Here is a 15,978-nt window from a genome sequence, read left to right on the forward strand (position 1 = left end):
TTGGGGATAACAGCTGTGCCGGGCCTGGCAAACTCATCTTCAGAAGAGAAACATTCATGCGGGCATCTTAGCGGCACCCGCAACCTGAGGTTTCCTTAACGGCGCAGAGCATCCTGAACGATGCGATTTTGAAACTTCGCTCACGCAACTCGTCAGATTTATCATAAAAATCAGCAGGTAAATCAGTGCTGATTATTTCAGCAACCGGCGGCTGAGTGCTGGATCGGCCTGAAGAGATACTTTATAATCCCCGCTCCGCTGGCCCCTTAGCTCAGTGGTTAGAGCAGGCGACTCATAATCGCTTGGTCGCTGGTTCAAACCCAGCAGGGGCCACCAAATTTTAGCTTTAAAATCATTGAATTAAGCCACTCAACTGAGTGGCTTTTTTGTTATCTGCTAAATGAGTGTCGCAAAAGTGTCGCATGAAAAATCAGGCTGCGGCCGGTAGAATCCGAAGCAGCGTCTGTTTATGATAGAGTCTAAAAAGTTAAATCAGGCCCATAGTCTGGCCGCTATCCTTATTGAGATGATTACATATCAGTCTTAAATTCAAAGCGCTCGTGCAAGGAAATAAAATATGAGATCAACTTTTGGTGGTTTTTACAGTATTAATGAAGATATGCTTAGAAGCATCTGGTTAGATGAATCCACAATGTTTGTTTTTGACACAAACTGTTTATTAAATCTCTATCGATGTGAAGAACAAACCCGAGACGATATTATTAGTGTTATGCGTGAGATTTCAAATCGAACATGGATTCCTTTTCATGTTGGCTTTGAGTATCAAAGAAACAGAAGGAAAGTTATAGAAGACAGCATAAAAAGCCTGGACAAAATTCAATCAGAACTTGAAAAGATTTACATGCAAAACATCCTTTCATCGAGCGGAATACAAAAGCATCTTTATACATCTTTAAGCGACGAAATTAAAAAACTTCAAGAAGAAATCAAAAACCCCATAAAAAAATATATTGAAGAAAAAATTGAACCGCGCATACAAAGTAAAAAAACCATCTCCACTCATGATTCAATTCGCGACCAAATTGATAGCATCATATTAGATAAGGTCGGTGTGATGCCTAGCCAAGAAAAAATAAATGCCATTAATGAGGAGGGTGCAAAACGTTATGCAATTAAGCAACCTCCGGGCTTTATGGACGAGAGTAATAAAAAAGACGTTTCATACTTTTCGAATGTCGAATTCCAAGATAAATACGGAGATCTTTACCTATGGAAAGAAATTATCGAAAGAGCAAAGTCAGATAATATTAATAATGTGATTTTTGTTTGTGATGATAGTAAAAAAGATTGGTGGTTTGTTCATTCAGGTAAAACGCATGGAGTTTTAGAGTCATTAAAAACAGAGATATGCAAAGAGGCAGGAATAAAAAACTTCAAGGCAATAAGTCAGTTAACGTTTTTACATGAAGCCAAAAGCTATCTGAAGAATATAAACATCCAAGATTCGTCCCTAAAGGAAGTAGAGGAACTAACTTATATCGATAATAACAAACCAAATACTGATTTCATCAGTGAGGGGTTTGAAAGTTTTGATGGTAAAGATGAATCACTAAATAATTTGGTTCGAGTTACATTAAGGCAAAATGAAAATACTATTGGCACCCCATCCTCTACATATTTCCATGAGAAAGCAGCGAAGCGACTTATAAATAGAACAAATAGAGTTTTTGCTTTAGCTAAAGAAATCTCTTCTGAAGCAAATATTATTTCGATGCATTTAATAAAAAATAGAGATAAGATGCTGGCTCTTTATCCTGAGTCCCATTGCAATCTATTTCACAGAGAGCTTTCCACTAAAATACTCAACGTCTATGATCAAATGGACAAAATTGAAATTTTAATGAAAAAAGATGCAGCTCACTCACCCACTTTAGTAGGTGATTTATATGAAGAGATTGAAAAATTAGATATTGAAGTAGAGATGTTGCAAGTGGACGTTAAATTTTTAAAGGGTATTGTCAACGAAATGTCTAAAGATTAGATATTACCACCACTAAAGATAATGATGCAGTTAAAACGCTATTCAACTGCATCATTATCCCAAATTATATTCATATACCACTATATTTTCCAATGCATAACTTTGATACAAACATGAGTGTTGAATAATCTATGACCTTTCCTTTATTGCATAGCAACCCTTGTAATCGCATACTTTATACAATAAGAATACTGCTTATTTAAACAGTATTTGGATTGCTAAGCTTTTCAGTTTTATGAAATGTCCTAAAACCTCTGCAGCACCCGGCCTCTCTGGCTTTGCACATTAGTCACAAACACCTTATAGAGATTCGCTTGAGATCCATAAAGTGACCAAAAAAAATAATTTACTTTAAATCCAATCATTTATGATTTTTATGAGATCCATTCTTGATCCGCGTAACTGAAAAGCACTGAAATATCCTTCGCTCTTTTCAGTTGGCGAACACCGGCACGGTTTGAAAACGACTTTCAACGGAATAGACGAGTAAAGACAGGCTGCGAATAGCATCACTGGCTCTGTTAAGAATCTGATTACGGCGTGCAACGGTCATCTTTTCCGTTGAAACCGCTTCCCCAGCGATTACCCCGACACTGGCCACAGCAGTTAATGCACAAAACTGCATGTTTTCAGGTCTGGCGTTGTTGACCGGCACTGAAGGCTGGCAATTAATCTGCCGCAGAAAACCATCCAGAATGGTTGGGTCTTCGGTGAGATCGATGATCGCCAGCAGTTCAGGTAATGTCAGTTGGTGCGACTGGTCCGGATTCAGCTTGTTACGCAGTGTGGCCGGTTGCATTCCTACTTTTTTAGCCAATTCAGTGACGTTATGTGCCAGTGAAAACTGGCGGCAGGCATCATCAAGATAGTTTCGTACTGAAACTTTATAATCGTACATGATTCGCACCTTACGAATTGATAGCCTGGATTACGCTTGAAGAGAAATATCACATTCGCTCAAGGCCATGACAGTCAAAGCAGCCATGTTGACTTCAACTAAGCCTTTCTTTTGTTTACCCTTTGGCTTAATTGGTAGCTTTCCGTATTCGATTAAGTTGCGAGCGGTTTCTTTGTTAGTACCCGTACGGCGGCAATACTCTTCCAGAGGAAGGTATGGTTCTGGAATGACGATTGTAATGTTAGGACGCATAAGGCAAACTCCCGTTGAGCCGCCACACGGCAATGTGGGGCAATAATTGGTATATAACGAATACAGGAGCAAGACCAATTCGCATTTTACGAAGTGTCAAATATTACTTCGCAAAATAGATAGTCAAATTCGTAATGCGCAAATCCACAATTGACTTTGAAATGGCAAGCGGTCCCGTCTTAGATCGGGTGATCACTGCGTACGGCTTTACATCAAAAATGATGCTTGCTGAGCATCTGGGCATGGCAGCCAGCAGCCTTTCAGGCAGATACAAACGCGGGGGTTTTCCTGCGGATATTGTTGTGCGATGCATTGCAGAAACAGGAGCAAGCCTTGAATGGTTAGCTACTGGAAATGGGAAGAAGTTCGATAGTGAGGAATTGGACGTTCTAAAGATGCCTAGACAAAAAATTGTCGATGGCCACCTTTATGACGCAGGGATTTTTATGCTTGATAAAGTCACGTTCTTGCAAGGCAAACCTGTTCCTACAGATCCGACATGCATTTTGGATGGCATTACCCAGTATATTATTGATCGCCAATTTTCTGAGATTTACGATGATCAGTGGTTGGTTGAGATTGAGGGTAAAGTAGGCGTGCGAACTTTAACTCGTATACCAGTAAAGAAAGTACGTGTAAGCGGTGTAGGCATGGCATTTGATTGTGGCATTGATGAGATCAATGTCATTGGTCGAGTTGTTCTCACGATTAAATAATCATGACAGTAAGAAAACTTCCCTCTGGTGATTGGGTTGCTGATTTCTATTCAGTTAACCGCAGCGATGGCAAACAAGGTAAGCGTGTTCGCAAAAAGTTTGCAACTAAAGGCGAGGCGCTTGCTTTTGAAAATTATACTCTCCAGCAATTAGAAGACTCTCCTTGGTTAGGAGATGGAAAAGATCGCCGCAGCCTTTCTGATCTTGTGTATTTATGGTTTGAGCGCCATGGCGTTACATTACGTGATGGTTTGAAGCGTAAAACAACAATGCTATGGGCTGTCGAGTGCATGGGATCACCATTAGCTACTGAGTTTAATGCTCAACTTTTTACTGCTTACAGAGCAAAAAGATTAGATGGCCAATTTGCTCGAACTAAACGTATCAGCAAAGTTTCGCCCAGAACTATGAATCTTGAACAAGCCTATTTTTTAGCAGTATTTAACGAGTTAAAGCGCTTAGGTGAGTGGTCTCCACCAAACCCTTTAGAAAATGTAAGACAATTTCGAACTGAAGAAAGTGAAATGGCTTACTTAACACAAGACCAAATTGAATTGCTTTTAGAAGAATGTCGAAATAGCTCAGCTAAAGATTTAGAGTGCATTGTAAAAATTTTCCTTTTAACTGGTGCCCGTTGGAGTGAAGCGGAAACATTGAAGCGCTCGCAAATTTCCGAAGGGAAGATAACATTCGTAAAAACGAAAGGTAAAAGAAACCGAACCATTCCTGTAGAATCTTCATTTATTGAAACCCTTCCCAAAAAAAATGGAAATCTCTTCACCCCTTGCTATTATGCTTTTAAAAATGCCCTCAAACGCGCAGGAATAGAACTTCCATCAGGCCAGATGACTCATGTTTTAAGGCATACTTTTTCAAGCCACTTCATGATGAAAGGAGGTAATATATTAGTTTTACAGAGAATTCTTGGGCACACTGATATAAAAATGACAATGCGGTACGCTCATTTCTCCCCCGACCATCTTGAAGATACATTAAAATTTAATCCATTATCTAATAAGGCTATATAAATGGCACAGACCAATAATCCAGTAGATGAATATTTAAATTTTTACAACGCTCTCGAAAAACCGGGATTTGCTGTTTTAGTTCGAGGTGAGTGGGGGTCAGGTAAAACACATAAAATAAAAGAATTATTTCAAGAAAATATGTACTATGTCAGCCTTTTTGGTCTTACCAGCCAAAAAGAAATTTACTCTTCTGTTTTTCTGTCAATGTTTCCTTTGAAAGCAAAAGCAAAAGGTTTTACAAGCTGGCTCAAGGAATCTTTAGATGGCTCTGAAGCATTAACCTTTGGTGCAGGTAATATTTTATCTGGGATCTCCGATGCACTAATTAAAGAAGAAGTAGCAAACGATAAAGTTATCGTTTTTGACGATCTAGAGAGGGCAGACGTAGATATAAATGAAATACTAGGCGTCGTTAATAAATATGTAGAGCACCACTTATGTAAAGTAATCGTCATTGCACACGATGAAAAAGTTAATGAAAAATTCAATGAAACTAAAGAAAAAGTTTTTGGCCAAATATTACAAGTAACACCTGACATAGTTAATACTTTGCATTTTTTCGCCTCAAACTGCGGCTCCCCAGCAGCCGCAAGAGAAATCCTTCCTTATATCCAAGATGTTTTTATTGCTTCAAAATGCCAATCTTTACGTATACTTAAGCATGTTTTGAATGATTGCCTGAGATTATATGACTGCCTTAACGCTGAACACCTAAAACATAAAGAATCCATCAAAAAATTATTTACTGTTTTCAGTGCATTCTCTATTAGCTTTCGTTCGGGAGTGATCAAAAAAGAGGATATGAATAATAGAGTACTTTCATTCGCCAATTCTCTTCGAGAGAAAAAAGATGTAGAACTGTCTAGTTATGAAAAAATGAAAGCTCGCTTTAAATCAGAGGCATTCAAAGTCGAGTTTGAAAGTACTATTGTCAGTGACGAAATTTTAGTAGATACGATATGCAATGGTTATTTTGACAAAAGAAAGATAATTAATCACTTGAACGACAGCCTTTATTTTTCATTACCAAAAGAATTTCCAAGCTGGAAAATATTAATAAACTTCGATGAGTTAGATGATCATACCATTGCAGAAACAATAAAAAAATTACAAGAAGAAGAAAAAAGTTTTTCAATAACTGATGATGGGGACATTTTGCATACATTTTCGATGAAATGCCTGATGGCTATTTCAGGGGAAATAAATAGCACCCCCTCAATCATTCTTCAAGAAACTAAAGATTACATTAACACCCTCTTAAGATGTGGAAGGCTTACACCAGAAGATAAAAACTTAAGGGAAAGTTATTCATACGATGACCATTCTCATGGTTATGGATATTGGGTAAGAGAAGAATACAAAACCGAATTCAATGAAATAAAAGAACACTTGAATGAATCAAAAAAAACCGCCCTTTTGAATGAATATCCCTCGATAGCAGGTGAGCTAATTTATGATCTAGAAAATAATATCGATTATTTTAAAATAAAAATATCACGCGACAGTAATAAACTAGGTATATATTCTCAGATACCTGTATTAACAGAAATAGCTCCAGAATTTTTTGTGGATAAATGGCTTGAACTGCCAGTATCTAACTGGACAAAAGTTAGAGAAGCATTGGAATATCGTTACGATACGGGAATGTTGCGAAACTCATTGGGGGCTGAAGTTAAATGGATTACTGCCGTATGTTCAGCATTGGAATGTAAGGCGAACCAGTGCACAGGATTTAGTAAACTCAGAATTTCAAGGCTCAAACCCAAATTCGAACTGCCAGAAAGTGTCGCAAATGTGTCGCACTAGGTAAGGAACAAAGCCCTAAATAGCCTTACACTTACTTAATAATCGACTGATTTTACTATGAAAGCTCATAAAGACGCCATACATTATGGTTCTCATAATCGCTTGGTCGCTGGTTCAAACCCAGCAGGGGCCACCAAATAAAACAAGGAGTTAGATGAGAAATCGTCTGACTCCTTTTTCTTTGGGCGCGAATCAGGTGATGTAGTGGGGGACGTAAGTGAATGGCTGGGTGACGTAAGTAGTGTGGGTTTAAATGTCTGCCTGGCCGGTGCCAGAAACCTGATTTCCTTTTTCGAAAAGCCTGACAGCCATCCTGATTCAATCATTAAGACAGCCTTATCTGAACCATCCCAGGATTGCAGGTCAAAAACAAGTTATGAGTTTCGATGATTCCATTCAGCAACTGCGTAATGAGCAACTTGCGCGCCGGTCAGATACAGAACGCTACATCAGTGTTAAAGCTCTTTTTGAACAGCTCAAACAGCGTTATCCAGATCAGAGCTACAACGCCCTGTGCCTTTTAACGCTGAAAAAGTATCGACGTTCAGAGCATCAACCTTCGCTTTATTGGTTCAGATATGAAAGCTGGTATGACACTCCACCCGTTGCCCCATACCAGCTCCTGGATAAACATGGCGCGCCAAACATTGGTGCTCCTGACTATTATCCTAATGCCGAGGCGGCACTGCGGGCGGTAAGTGATGAGGTCATGAATATTGATAAGCTGGCTGATTATGGTTTTCTGCGGACAGAAATTGCTGACACGCCTGGAGTTCCGCTTGATACTGCAAGGCCAGAAGCACTGATGTTTGAACAAGATACACTGGATTTGAAAGCTGAAAACGTGGCACTAAAAGGAAAAATTGAGGCGCTGGAAAAACGTCTGGCTGCCCCTATAGAGAAAGCCGCCCGCCAGTATCTGTTTAACTTTCCCATTGGGCTTTTTGACCCAATGTTGATTAAACCCTGGATGTGATTGTTCAAGGCTGTCGCTGAAGAATATGATCATGAATTCTGATCACTGGATAATGATCAAAAGCGTTGAACGGTAAACAATGCAATGATCAGAATTTGAAAACGCTAACATCAGCTTTCGTATATAAAATGCACATGCTTTGGCTGGCGTGGAAAAGACATACACCTTGTGTTTTAACTTAGTGAACCGCTCTGGAAATGAGCGGCAGTTAGCACTACAGGCGCTTGATGATGAAATGCCCGGCTTTGCATACGACTGTGCGTCTACATAAGGCAGTAAGCTGTTGGTAGTGAAAAACTCTGAGGCGAAGTTCACAGACCTACTGCCCGTTGATTAAAACATTATGGTGTCAGTGATTCCTTGCAAAATTCCACTATTCGCTCTCAGAAGATGTACCCGGTTGAAAGTCCGCTTTGTGCCAGAAGCGGACGTTGTTGAGTTCACACAGCATGAACTCATGAAAACAGGAACGTCATATTTTGTCTTGATTAACGCGGGATGAAAGCTCCTCATGGCTCTCTTTTCGTTCACTGTAGCGATCGGCAAGGTAACCGGTCTGTCCCTTCAGTATGAGGGTAATTTTAAACAACTCTTCGGCGACATCGACGATACGATCGTACCAGGACGAGGGTTTCATTCTCCCGTTCTCATCAAATTCCTGCCATGCTTTGGCAACTGAAGACTGGTTGGGGATCGTAAACATCCGCATCCAGCGTCCCAGAATTCGCATCTGGTTCACGGCGTTGAAAGATTGCGAACCGCCGCACACCTGCATGACCGCCAGAGTTTTTCCCTGGGATGGGCGAATGGCTCCTTCGCTTAAGGGAATCCAGTCGATTTGTGCCTTCATCACGGCACTCATTGCCCCATGCCGCTCCGGGGAACTCCACACCATCCCGTCACACCACCTGACCAACCCGCGCAACTCGGTGACTTTTGGGTGCGTATCCGGGGCGTCGTCCGGCAGGGGTAAACCTGAAGGGTTAAACAGTCTGACTTCCGCTCCCATCGCCTCCAGCAGGCGACCTGCTTCTTCTGCTGTAAAACGACTGTAAGAACGCTCTCTTACCGAGCCATACAGAATCAGAATGCGTGGCGGCTCATGGAGCTGCAGACGTTCAGCAATATGCTGATCGAAGCAATCAGCGTTCAGGGCAGGAAAGTGCTCCATTTTTTCTCCTTCGGGTGGCTCTGGTGATTTCAAAATAAACACATATGATTTAACATATATGTATTCTAAAGAGAACGGAGTAATAAATGCTACAGCCTGTTCAGCTTTTTAAAATCCTGTCGGATGAAACCCGGCTCGCAATTGTCATGCTTCTCCGGGAGTCGGGCGAACTGTGCGTATGCGATATATGTGCGGCTACCACTGAATCACAGCCTAAAGTTTCCCGTCACATGGCTATCCTGCGTGAGGCTGAACTGGTACTGGACCGCCGGGAAGGGAAATGGATTCACTATCGTCTCTCACCGCACATGCCTGCATGGGCCGGCGAGACGATAACGACGGCATGGCACTGCCTGCGCGATGATGTGCGTGAACGACTGGAAAAATCCGCATGTACTTCTTGCTGACAAGCTTAATCACATACACATAAGCATATATAAAGGAGTCTGAAAATGTTTCTGGCAGGAAGTATCTTTATACTCACGCTGGTCCTGGTCATCTGGCAGCCCAGAGGCCTCAGCATTGGCTGGAGCGCAAGTATCGGAGCCGCGCTGGCGCTGGGAACGGGAGTCATCCACTTTGAAGATATCCCTGTCGTCTGGAATATCGTCTGGAATGCAACAGCGGCGTTCATTGCGGTAATCGTCATCAGCCTGCTGCTCGATGAGTCTGGTTTCTTTGAATGGGCCGCACTGCATGTTTCCCGCTGGGGTAACGGGCGCGGTCGCCTGTTGTTTACGTGGATAGTGCTGCTTGGCGCTGCTGTTGCTGCGCTGTTTGCTAACGACGGTGCAGCACTGATACTGACACCGATTGTGATTGCGATGCTGCTCGCTCTGGGGTTCAGCCAGGGAACGACACTGGCATTTGTCATGGCTGCAGGATTCATCGCTGATACCGCCAGCCTGCCGCTGATTGTCTCTAACCTGGTAAATATTGTCTCGGCGGATTTCTTTGGCCTGGGCTTTACGCAGTACGCCTCGGTGATGGTTCCTGTGAATCTGGCAGCCATTGCTGCCACGCTGGTCATGCTGCATCTCTTCTTCCGCCGCGATATCCCTGCCAGATATGACGTCTCACTGCTGAAGACTCCTGGCAGTGCGATTAAGGATCCTGCGACGTTCGGGGCTGGCTGGATTGTTCTGCTGTTCCTGCTGGTCGGTTTCTTTGTTCTTGAGCCGCTGGGGATCCCTGTCAGCGCTATAGCAGCAGTTGGCGCAGCGGTGCTGTTCGTGGTGGCAAAGAGGGGCCAGGCCATTAATACCGGGAAAGTGCTTCGTGGTGCGCCCTGGCAGATCGTGATTTTCTCGCTGGGTATGTATCTGGTCGTCTATGGCCTGCGTAATGCCGGACTCACTGAGTATCTTTCTGCCGTACTCAATATGCTGGCAGACAACGGTTTATGGGCCGCCACGTTCGGCACAGGCTTCCTGACTGCCTTCATGTCGTCGGTGATGAACAATATGCCGACGGTGCTGATTGGTGCGCTGTCCATTGACGGGAGTACTGCGACTGGCGTCGTCAGAGAAGCAATGATTTACGCCAATGTGATTGGCTGCGATTTAGGTCCCAAAATTACCCCAATCGGGAGTCTGGCAACCCTGCTGTGGCTGCATGTACTGGCACAGAAAAACATGAGCATTACCTGGGGATATTACTTCCGGACAGGCATAATTATGACCCTGCCGGTGCTGTTCGTCACTCTGGCCGCGCTGGTATGGCGGCTCTCTATCACTTTGTAATGAGATACTGATATGAGCAACATTACTATCTATCACAACCCGGCCTGTGGTACTTCACGTAACACGCTGGAGATGATCCATAATAGCGGCACCGAACCAACAATTATTTATTATCTCGATACGCCACCGACACGAGAAGAGCTTACCAGGCTGATTTCAGAAATGGGGATTTCTGTACGTGCATTACTGCGTAGGAATGTTGAGCCTTATGAGCAATTGGGTCTGGATGAAGATAAATTTTCTGATGCGCAATTGATCGATTTTATGCTTCAGCACCCGATCCTGATTAACAGGCCGGTAGTAGTATCACCGTTAGGGACACGACTTTGCCGTCCCTCAGAAATTGTGCTGGATATTCTCCCTGAAGGTCAGAAAGGTTCTTTCACCAAAGAGGATGGAGAAAAGGTGACTGATGAGGCAGGAAGACGGTTTAAGTAACCTGGCTAGTTCACATTAGCGGACACCGGGCGTCCGCTCCTCGCTCTTAGCGGACCTTTGCCTGCTCGCAGACCGCTTTGTGCCATAAGCTGACGTTGCTCACATCCAGGTATGCTTGTTCACGGGGAAAAATGGTTTGAGCCGCTGTTAGAAACACTCTATTACCGGCTCTTAAGGTTTATGAAGTTATCAGCTTCCCCGCTGCTGGCAAAGTTACCTCGCCCACATAACATGGTGCTATATTTACAGCTGCTTCGTTCATCGGAGGAGTTATGGATTCGGGCGATGATGACAATAAAAAAGCATTAGAGCTCATTGGTAGCATTATTCGCAGGCTGCTCAGCCAGAAAGCCATGGCACGGAAGGATGATCTGATAAGTGCACTAGAGCTTCTGAGCAAGAGCACCATTGACAACCAGGTGCGGGAAACCAGCATAAGAGCAATTCAGACGCTGCGTCAGCGGGTGCATTGAACTGGTGAGGCGGGATATACCCGGTGCATTGAATATTCCAAAAACTACCAGTACACCATGCTACTCTGGCCAGAAATAGTGCGCGATAAACTTTTTATTTCAGTACAACATTTATCGGAATAGATGGCTGCAGTGATAAGCCTGCTGATCTGCCGGATTGCTTCTTTAATAGATTGACGACGGTCTGCCTCAGTTTCAATCTCAAGCATCTGTGTCAATTGTCGGACCAGGGCGCGCGCGCCGACGTAATCGTCGTTCTCAAGCAGCGTAAATGTGGCTTCGCCAATAATGATATTGACCTTTTCTTCTTCACTACCGGACATACTAACCTTCCTGTTACATAACCGTAGATGTCCGTCGCTGCGGATAAATAGTACTGCATTTGCACGCTCATCACTGATGTCTGTTTTTTTAGTAGCAACCCTGCCCTTGCTGAAATTATGAAATCACACCTGTCTTGAGTGTAACAGAGCAAGGAAAGCCTGCCCGAAGTTTAATCAGCTCAGTAATACCTTATTCTAAACACCTATTAAACTTATGATTTTTTGAGATAAAATGTTGTGCGCTTTAGTCTTGTTAAGACTTTTTTGTACAAGAAGCGCATTGACCTGCTTCCCATTAATTTCCCTGATGATGTCAGTAATGTCCGCTTTTCGCTCATCACGGACGCGGCTCTTTCCGGCAATCATTCGGTTCAGGCTGCGGCGGTCAGCCACAGTCTGCTAAACAACAGCAACGACAGTAAGTTTCAGGGTGAAAAAACACCATAAAAAAGGCGCCCGCAGGCGCCTTCTGGTTCTGAGTGTTATGTCAGAAACTCACCTTCAGGCCCACCATCGCGCCGGTGTCCGAGTAGCCGCTGCCGCCCATCTGCTGCGCCACGTTGCCCCAGAGGTTCACGCCGGGCTTCAGCTGCCCCTCCACGCCGAGCTTGAGCTCGCCCAGGTTGCGCGTCCCTTTCTGGCGCACGTCCACGCCGTTCAGCTTCACGCCGTAGGGTTTGGTGTTCGCTATCCAGTTCACCTCTGCAAAGGTCTGGAAGGTGCGATCTTTGCCCTCATCAATGGCGCTGTGGCCCTTGATGAAGGCCCGCACGCCGAGGCGCGTCTGCACACTGCCCTCGCCCGTGCCGCTGACCCGCGTGCCGTTCCCCTCACGGATGTCGCCTGCCTTCACGCCCGACCATGTCACCTGTGCCTTCGGCTGAACGTAGTAGCTTTCACGCGCGTTCTTTTCGCCGAGTTTCCAGGTGTAGCCGCTCTCCACTGAGGCCGTGATGCCTTTTGACTTATAAGACTCCGGTGCCAGCGAGTCGCCCTGCACGCTGTTGTCAAACCAGCTGTACTGCGCCCAGGTGTCCACGTACGCGCCGGTCTTCTCCGCGTTGTCCTGCAGCCAGGTGCCGTAGAGGGCCGCGCTGTAGCCGCGGATGCTGCCCTTCGCCGACTGCCCGCTGACGCGGTTCTGCGTGCTGCTGTGCTGGTTTGCGTAGCCGGCCATCACGCCCAGGTGATACCGATCTGCGCCGTCAGAGCTCCACTGCGCCACGTCGCCGCCGAGCTGCATCACGTAGCGGTTGGCCTGCGTTTTCTGCTGGCCGCTGCTGTCAGAGAAGCGCGTATGCCCGCCGGTGTTGCGCAGCCACATGCTGGTCACCTTCTGCTCGCCGGTGACGGCGTCCGTATAGTGCGTTTCGCCGAGCCGGTCGTGCAGGCGCGTGCTGAACAGGGTGTTTGCCGCCGCCAGGTTCGCCGCGTAGGCGCCCGCCTCCGGACGGTAGACGCGCACGACGTCGTCATCGTTCTCTCCCGGCGTGCCGCCGCCACCGTTACCGCTTTCGCCGCCATCCTCTTTCACGGTGTTGCGCAGGTACCAGTTCGCGCTGTTTTCCGCGTTGCCGCGGGCCAGATGATACTCATAAGCACCGGCCACGATGCGCCCTTCCTGGGTGAACTCGCCCTCTGACTTACCGCGGACCGTGATGACCTCAATACCGTCAATGGTGCTGGCACCGCTGCCGCCGGCGTTGTTTACCGCCACCGCGGTGCTGCCACGGGTATCACCGTCAACCAGCAGGCGGTCGGTGAGCGAGCCGTCACCGCCGAGTGCGGTGTTCAGCACCAGGCGCCCGCCGCTGCCGGTATAGTCGCCCTTCACGTGCAGCAGGCTGCCCGCCGCGCCCGGCTGCGCTACCATCAGCGTGCCGCTGCTGGTGAGGTCGCCGCCGACAGTGAAGTCCGTGGCTCCGGCCACCGCGCGCGGTGCCGGACCCAGGGTGCCCAGCTGCAGGGTGCCGGCATTGTTTACGTCGCCTGCCGTGCCGCCGAAGCCGCCAAACACCGCACCTGCTGCCACGTCCGTGCTGCCAGAGGCCAGCGTCACCGCCTGCCCGGCGGTACCGAGCTGCAGTCCGCCCGCGTTCACCGCGGTGCTGCCGGTGTACTGCGCCGCCGGATTGCTTAAGGTCACCACGCCGCTGCCGTTCTGGGCCAGCGCGCCGCTGCCCGTGATGCTGTTTTCCAGCAGCCAGCCGGCAGCACCGTTCAGCTTAAGCTGCCCCTGATTAGCCACGGCGGCCGTGCCCAGGCTGTCTGCGCCGGTGGCGGTGAGCGTGCTGCCCTCCGCGACAGTGAACTCTCCGCCGAAGTCGCGGTTATCGCCCGTCAGCACCACGTCGCTGCCGTCACTGAGCGCCACCTTACCGCGGCCGCTCAGCTGATTAATCAGCCCGCCGGCCGCGCGTTTCAGGGCCAGCAGGCCGTCGCTGACGATGCCGCCCGAGCCCAGTCCCTGAACGTCGTCAAGCTCTGCCGCCGCGCCGCCCGCAATGGAGGTGGTGGCAGTAAGTCCGGCGTTGCTGCCTTTTACCGTCAGCGTGCCGCCGGTTACGCTCAGTGCGCCTGCGCCCCGCAGGCGGCCCTCCGCTGTGCCGCCCTGACTCACCGTCAGGCTGCCGCCGTTCAGGTCAGTGAGTGAACCTGCTGCGGTGTTCAGCATGCCCACCGTCTGAGTGTGGCCGTTCATATCAAAAGCCGTGCCTGCGGCCAGCGACAGCTCAGACGTCTGCCCGAGCACGTTATCATTGCCCATCTGCAGCGTGCCGCTGCGCACGTCCGTGCGCCCGGTGTAGCTGTTGCCGGCGTTTGAGAGCGACACGGTCTGGCCCGCGCCGGTGTCAATCGCCAGGTCACCGCGGCCGCTGAGCGCGGCGCTCAGGTCCGCCGCGCTGCCGGTCAGCCCGCGCGCGTCCAGCACCAGCGCGTCGCTGCCGGCGCTCAGCAGGTTCAGCGCCGTGAGGCCGTAGTTTACGTAGAGCCCGTCCTGAGCCGCACCGCCGGTCAGGCGGTAGTCGTAGGTGGCGTCCGCCACGGACAGGCCGTTCTGCGCCACCTGCGTGTGCAGCGCGTCGCTGATGACGCTGCCGTTCTGGTCCTTCAGCACCAGGCTGCCGCCGCTGCCGGTGACCGCGCCGTCGCTGCCCGCCAGCTTCAGCAGGGTGTTCGCGTCGTCCTGTGCCATCAGCGGCAGCGCATCCGGTGGCAGCACCGGCGCATTGTCCACGGTGCCGGCATTCACCTGCACCGTGCCGCGGCCGCTCAGGTCCAGCAGGTTCGCGGTCTGCACGCTGCTTTTCGCCGCGCTTTCGCCTGGCGTACCGGTATTGAAGGCCACGGTGCCGCCGTCAAAGGCGAGCCCGCCGGTACGCTGCACGCCGTCCGCCACGCTCACGGTGCTGCCCGCGCCCGCCAGAAGACGGGCAGCGGCCAGCGCCTGCGCGTTCAGGCCGCCCAGCGCGAAGGTGGCATCCGTCAGCGCCAGGGTACCCGTAAAGTCCCGGCCCGCCATGGCGGCGTTGTTTGCGGTGAAGTCAAAGGTGCCGCCTGCCGCGTCTGCCGCAACGGTTCCTGCGCCGCGCAGGAAGCTGTTAAAGGCCGTATCGCCCGCGCTGCGGATCCGCAGCGTGCTGTCGCCGCTGAGGGTGTACCCGGTGCCCGCCGCGTCGTTCCGTGCGTCACCGAGCGGCAGCAGCGTACCGTCAAGCGTAAGCTCAGAGCCGCGCGACAGCGCCACCGCCTCAAAGCCCGTCAGGGTTGCCGGGTCGGTGACCGTCAGGACGGAGTCACTGAGGTTCAGCGTGTCCGCACCCGCGCCCGCCTGCAGCGAACGGAACAGCCCGGTGTCGGACGGGCGGATGCCGCTCAGGTAAAAGTTGTCACTGCCGCTGCCGGTCGTGACGTCGTCCGCCGTGCTGCTGCCCTCCAGCGTGACGCTGTTGTTGCCGTCCGCAAGCCCGACCCGTCCGGTGATGTGGCCGCCGCGCGCGTTGGTGAAGTTGAGGTAGCTGCCGGCCGCCACGCGCAGGGCGTCATAGGCCGCGCCCGCCGCCTGAATAGTGCCTCTGTTGACAAAGCTGCTGACGCTGGCGCCGGAGACGTCCACCACCGCCGAGGTCAGGGACTGCGAGGTCAGCATCCC

Annotated in this window: 14 protein-coding genes and 1 tRNA gene; 10 read left to right on the plus strand and 5 right to left on the minus strand. The window is 48.8% G+C overall.

The window, feature by feature from the left end; all coding sequences use genetic code 11:
• Nucleotides 1-260 precede the first annotated feature (260 nt).
• Nucleotides 261-336 (plus strand) — tRNA-Ile (locus AB1748_RS17555).
• A gap of 241 nt (nt 337-577) precedes the next feature.
• Entirely contained in the window at nt 578-2,002 is a 1,425-nt protein-coding gene (locus AB1748_RS17560; protein ID WP_367395836.1) for a PIN domain-containing protein, read from the plus strand.
• A gap of 433 nt (nt 2,003-2,435) precedes the next feature.
• Here the strand turns inward: AB1748_RS17560 and AB1748_RS17565 are convergent, their stop codons facing one another.
• Complete coding sequence (locus AB1748_RS17565) at nt 2,436-2,900, minus strand: phage regulatory CII family protein (protein WP_367395837.1); 465 nt, start codon at nt 2,898-2,900, stop codon at nt 2,436-2,438.
• Nucleotides 2,901-2,930: 30 nt separating this feature from the next.
• Nucleotides 2,931-3,152: a regulator gene (locus AB1748_RS17570; RefSeq protein ID WP_137241194.1), complete on the minus strand. Its 222-nt coding sequence runs from the start codon at nt 3,150-3,152 to the stop codon at nt 2,931-2,933.
• 134 nt (nt 3,153-3,286) lie between these two features.
• On the opposite strand from AB1748_RS17570, the gene AB1748_RS17575 reads away from it, so the two are divergent.
• The 4 genes from AB1748_RS17575 to AB1748_RS17590 all read left to right on the plus strand — a co-directional run bounded on the left by AB1748_RS17575 (nt 3,287) and on the right by AB1748_RS17590 (nt 7,678).
• Complete coding sequence (locus tag AB1748_RS17575; RefSeq protein ID WP_367395838.1) at nt 3,287-3,868, plus strand: phage repressor protein CI; 582 nt, start codon at nt 3,287-3,289, stop codon at nt 3,866-3,868.
• 2 nt (nt 3,869-3,870) lie between these two features.
• Nucleotides 3,871-4,896: a tyrosine-type recombinase/integrase gene (locus AB1748_RS17580; protein WP_367395839.1), complete on the plus strand. Its 1,026-nt coding sequence runs from the start codon at nt 3,871-3,873 to the stop codon at nt 4,894-4,896.
• On the plus strand, nt 4,897-6,702 hold the full coding sequence (locus tag AB1748_RS17585) for a P-loop NTPase fold protein (protein ID WP_367395840.1): 1,806 nt from the start codon (nt 4,897-4,899) through the stop codon (nt 6,700-6,702).
• A 376-nt stretch (nt 6,703-7,078) separates the two neighbouring features.
• Nucleotides 7,079-7,678: a hypothetical protein gene (locus AB1748_RS17590; RefSeq protein ID WP_367395841.1), complete on the plus strand. Its 600-nt coding sequence runs from the start codon at nt 7,079-7,081 to the stop codon at nt 7,676-7,678.
• Nucleotides 7,679-8,150: 472 nt separating this feature from the next.
• Here the strand turns inward: AB1748_RS17590 and arsH are convergent, their stop codons facing one another.
• On the minus strand, nt 8,151-8,849 hold the full coding sequence (gene arsH, locus AB1748_RS17595; protein ID WP_293774465.1) for an arsenical resistance protein ArsH: 699 nt from the start codon (nt 8,847-8,849) through the stop codon (nt 8,151-8,153).
• Between the two features lie 86 nt (nt 8,850-8,935).
• On the opposite strand from arsH, the gene AB1748_RS17600 reads away from it, so the two are divergent.
• The 4 genes from AB1748_RS17600 (at nt 8,936) to AB1748_RS17615 (ending at nt 11,502) form a co-directional block, all read left to right on the plus strand.
• A complete protein-coding gene (locus AB1748_RS17600; RefSeq protein WP_111141359.1) occupies nt 8,936-9,256 on the plus strand; it encodes a transcriptional regulator in 321 nt (106 codons plus the stop codon).
• Nucleotides 9,257-9,301: 45 nt separating this feature from the next.
• The gene (locus AB1748_RS17605; RefSeq protein WP_293774462.1) at nt 9,302-10,591 is read left to right on the plus strand and encodes an arsenic transporter; all 1,290 of its coding nucleotides are present in this window, start codon (nt 9,302-9,304) and stop codon (nt 10,589-10,591) included.
• Between the two features lie 12 nt (nt 10,592-10,603).
• On the plus strand, nt 10,604-11,029 hold the full coding sequence (gene arsC, locus AB1748_RS17610) for a glutaredoxin-dependent arsenate reductase (RefSeq protein ID WP_367395842.1): 426 nt from the start codon (nt 10,604-10,606) through the stop codon (nt 11,027-11,029).
• A 272-nt stretch (nt 11,030-11,301) separates the two neighbouring features.
• Nucleotides 11,302-11,502, plus strand: coding sequence for a hypothetical protein (locus tag AB1748_RS17615; RefSeq protein ID WP_367395843.1), 201 nt, complete (start codon nt 11,302-11,304; stop codon nt 11,500-11,502).
• Nucleotides 11,503-11,546: 44 nt separating this feature from the next.
• On the opposite strand, the gene AB1748_RS17620 is transcribed toward AB1748_RS17615, so the two are convergent.
• Together AB1748_RS17620 and AB1748_RS17625 are read right to left on the minus strand one after the other, a co-directional pair.
• On the minus strand, nt 11,547-11,825 hold the full coding sequence (locus AB1748_RS17620; RefSeq protein WP_146240873.1) for a hypothetical protein: 279 nt from the start codon (nt 11,823-11,825) through the stop codon (nt 11,547-11,549).
• A 487-nt stretch (nt 11,826-12,312) separates the two neighbouring features.
• Nucleotides 12,313-15,975, minus strand: coding sequence for an autotransporter outer membrane beta-barrel domain-containing protein (locus AB1748_RS17625; protein WP_367395844.1), 3,663 nt, complete (start codon nt 15,973-15,975; stop codon nt 12,313-12,315).
• Nucleotides 15,976-15,978 lie beyond the last annotated feature (3 nt).

Source organism: Pantoea sp. Ep11b, assembly GCF_040783975.1.
Lineage (GTDB): Bacteria > Pseudomonadota > Gammaproteobacteria > Enterobacterales > Enterobacteriaceae > Pantoea.

What these genes read in the sequence shown, in the direction of transcription:
- AB1748_RS17560 (WP_367395836.1), top strand. Translation starts at nt 578, where the DNA reads ATGAGATCAACTTTTGGTGGTTTTTACAGTATTAATGAAGATATGCTT.
- AB1748_RS17565 (WP_367395837.1), bottom strand. Translation starts at nt 2,900, where the DNA reads ATGTACGATTATAAAGTTTCAGTACGAAACTATCTTGATGATGCCTGC.
- AB1748_RS17570 (WP_137241194.1), bottom strand. Translation starts at nt 3,152, where the DNA reads ATGCGTCCTAACATTACAATCGTCATTCCAGAACCATACCTTCCTCTG.
- AB1748_RS17575 (WP_367395838.1), top strand. Translation starts at nt 3,287, where the DNA reads ATGCGCAAATCCACAATTGACTTTGAAATGGCAAGCGGTCCCGTCTTA.
- AB1748_RS17580 (WP_367395839.1), top strand. Translation starts at nt 3,871, where the DNA reads ATGACAGTAAGAAAACTTCCCTCTGGTGATTGGGTTGCTGATTTCTAT.
- AB1748_RS17585 (WP_367395840.1), top strand. Translation starts at nt 4,897, where the DNA reads ATGGCACAGACCAATAATCCAGTAGATGAATATTTAAATTTTTACAAC.
- AB1748_RS17590 (WP_367395841.1), top strand. Translation starts at nt 7,079, where the DNA reads ATGAGTTTCGATGATTCCATTCAGCAACTGCGTAATGAGCAACTTGCG.
- arsH (WP_293774465.1), bottom strand. Translation starts at nt 8,849, where the DNA reads ATGGAGCACTTTCCTGCCCTGAACGCTGATTGCTTCGATCAGCATATT.
- AB1748_RS17600 (WP_111141359.1), top strand. Translation starts at nt 8,936, where the DNA reads ATGCTACAGCCTGTTCAGCTTTTTAAAATCCTGTCGGATGAAACCCGG.
- AB1748_RS17605 (WP_293774462.1), top strand. Translation starts at nt 9,302, where the DNA reads ATGTTTCTGGCAGGAAGTATCTTTATACTCACGCTGGTCCTGGTCATC.
- arsC (WP_367395842.1), top strand. Translation starts at nt 10,604, where the DNA reads ATGAGCAACATTACTATCTATCACAACCCGGCCTGTGGTACTTCACGT.
- AB1748_RS17615 (WP_367395843.1), top strand. Translation starts at nt 11,302, where the DNA reads ATGGATTCGGGCGATGATGACAATAAAAAAGCATTAGAGCTCATTGGT.
- AB1748_RS17620 (WP_146240873.1), bottom strand. Translation starts at nt 11,825, where the DNA reads ATGTCCGGTAGTGAAGAAGAAAAGGTCAATATCATTATTGGCGAAGCC.
- AB1748_RS17625 (WP_367395844.1), bottom strand. Translation starts at nt 15,975, where the DNA reads ATGCTGACCTCGCAGTCCCTGACCTCGGCGGTGGTGGACGTCTCCGGC.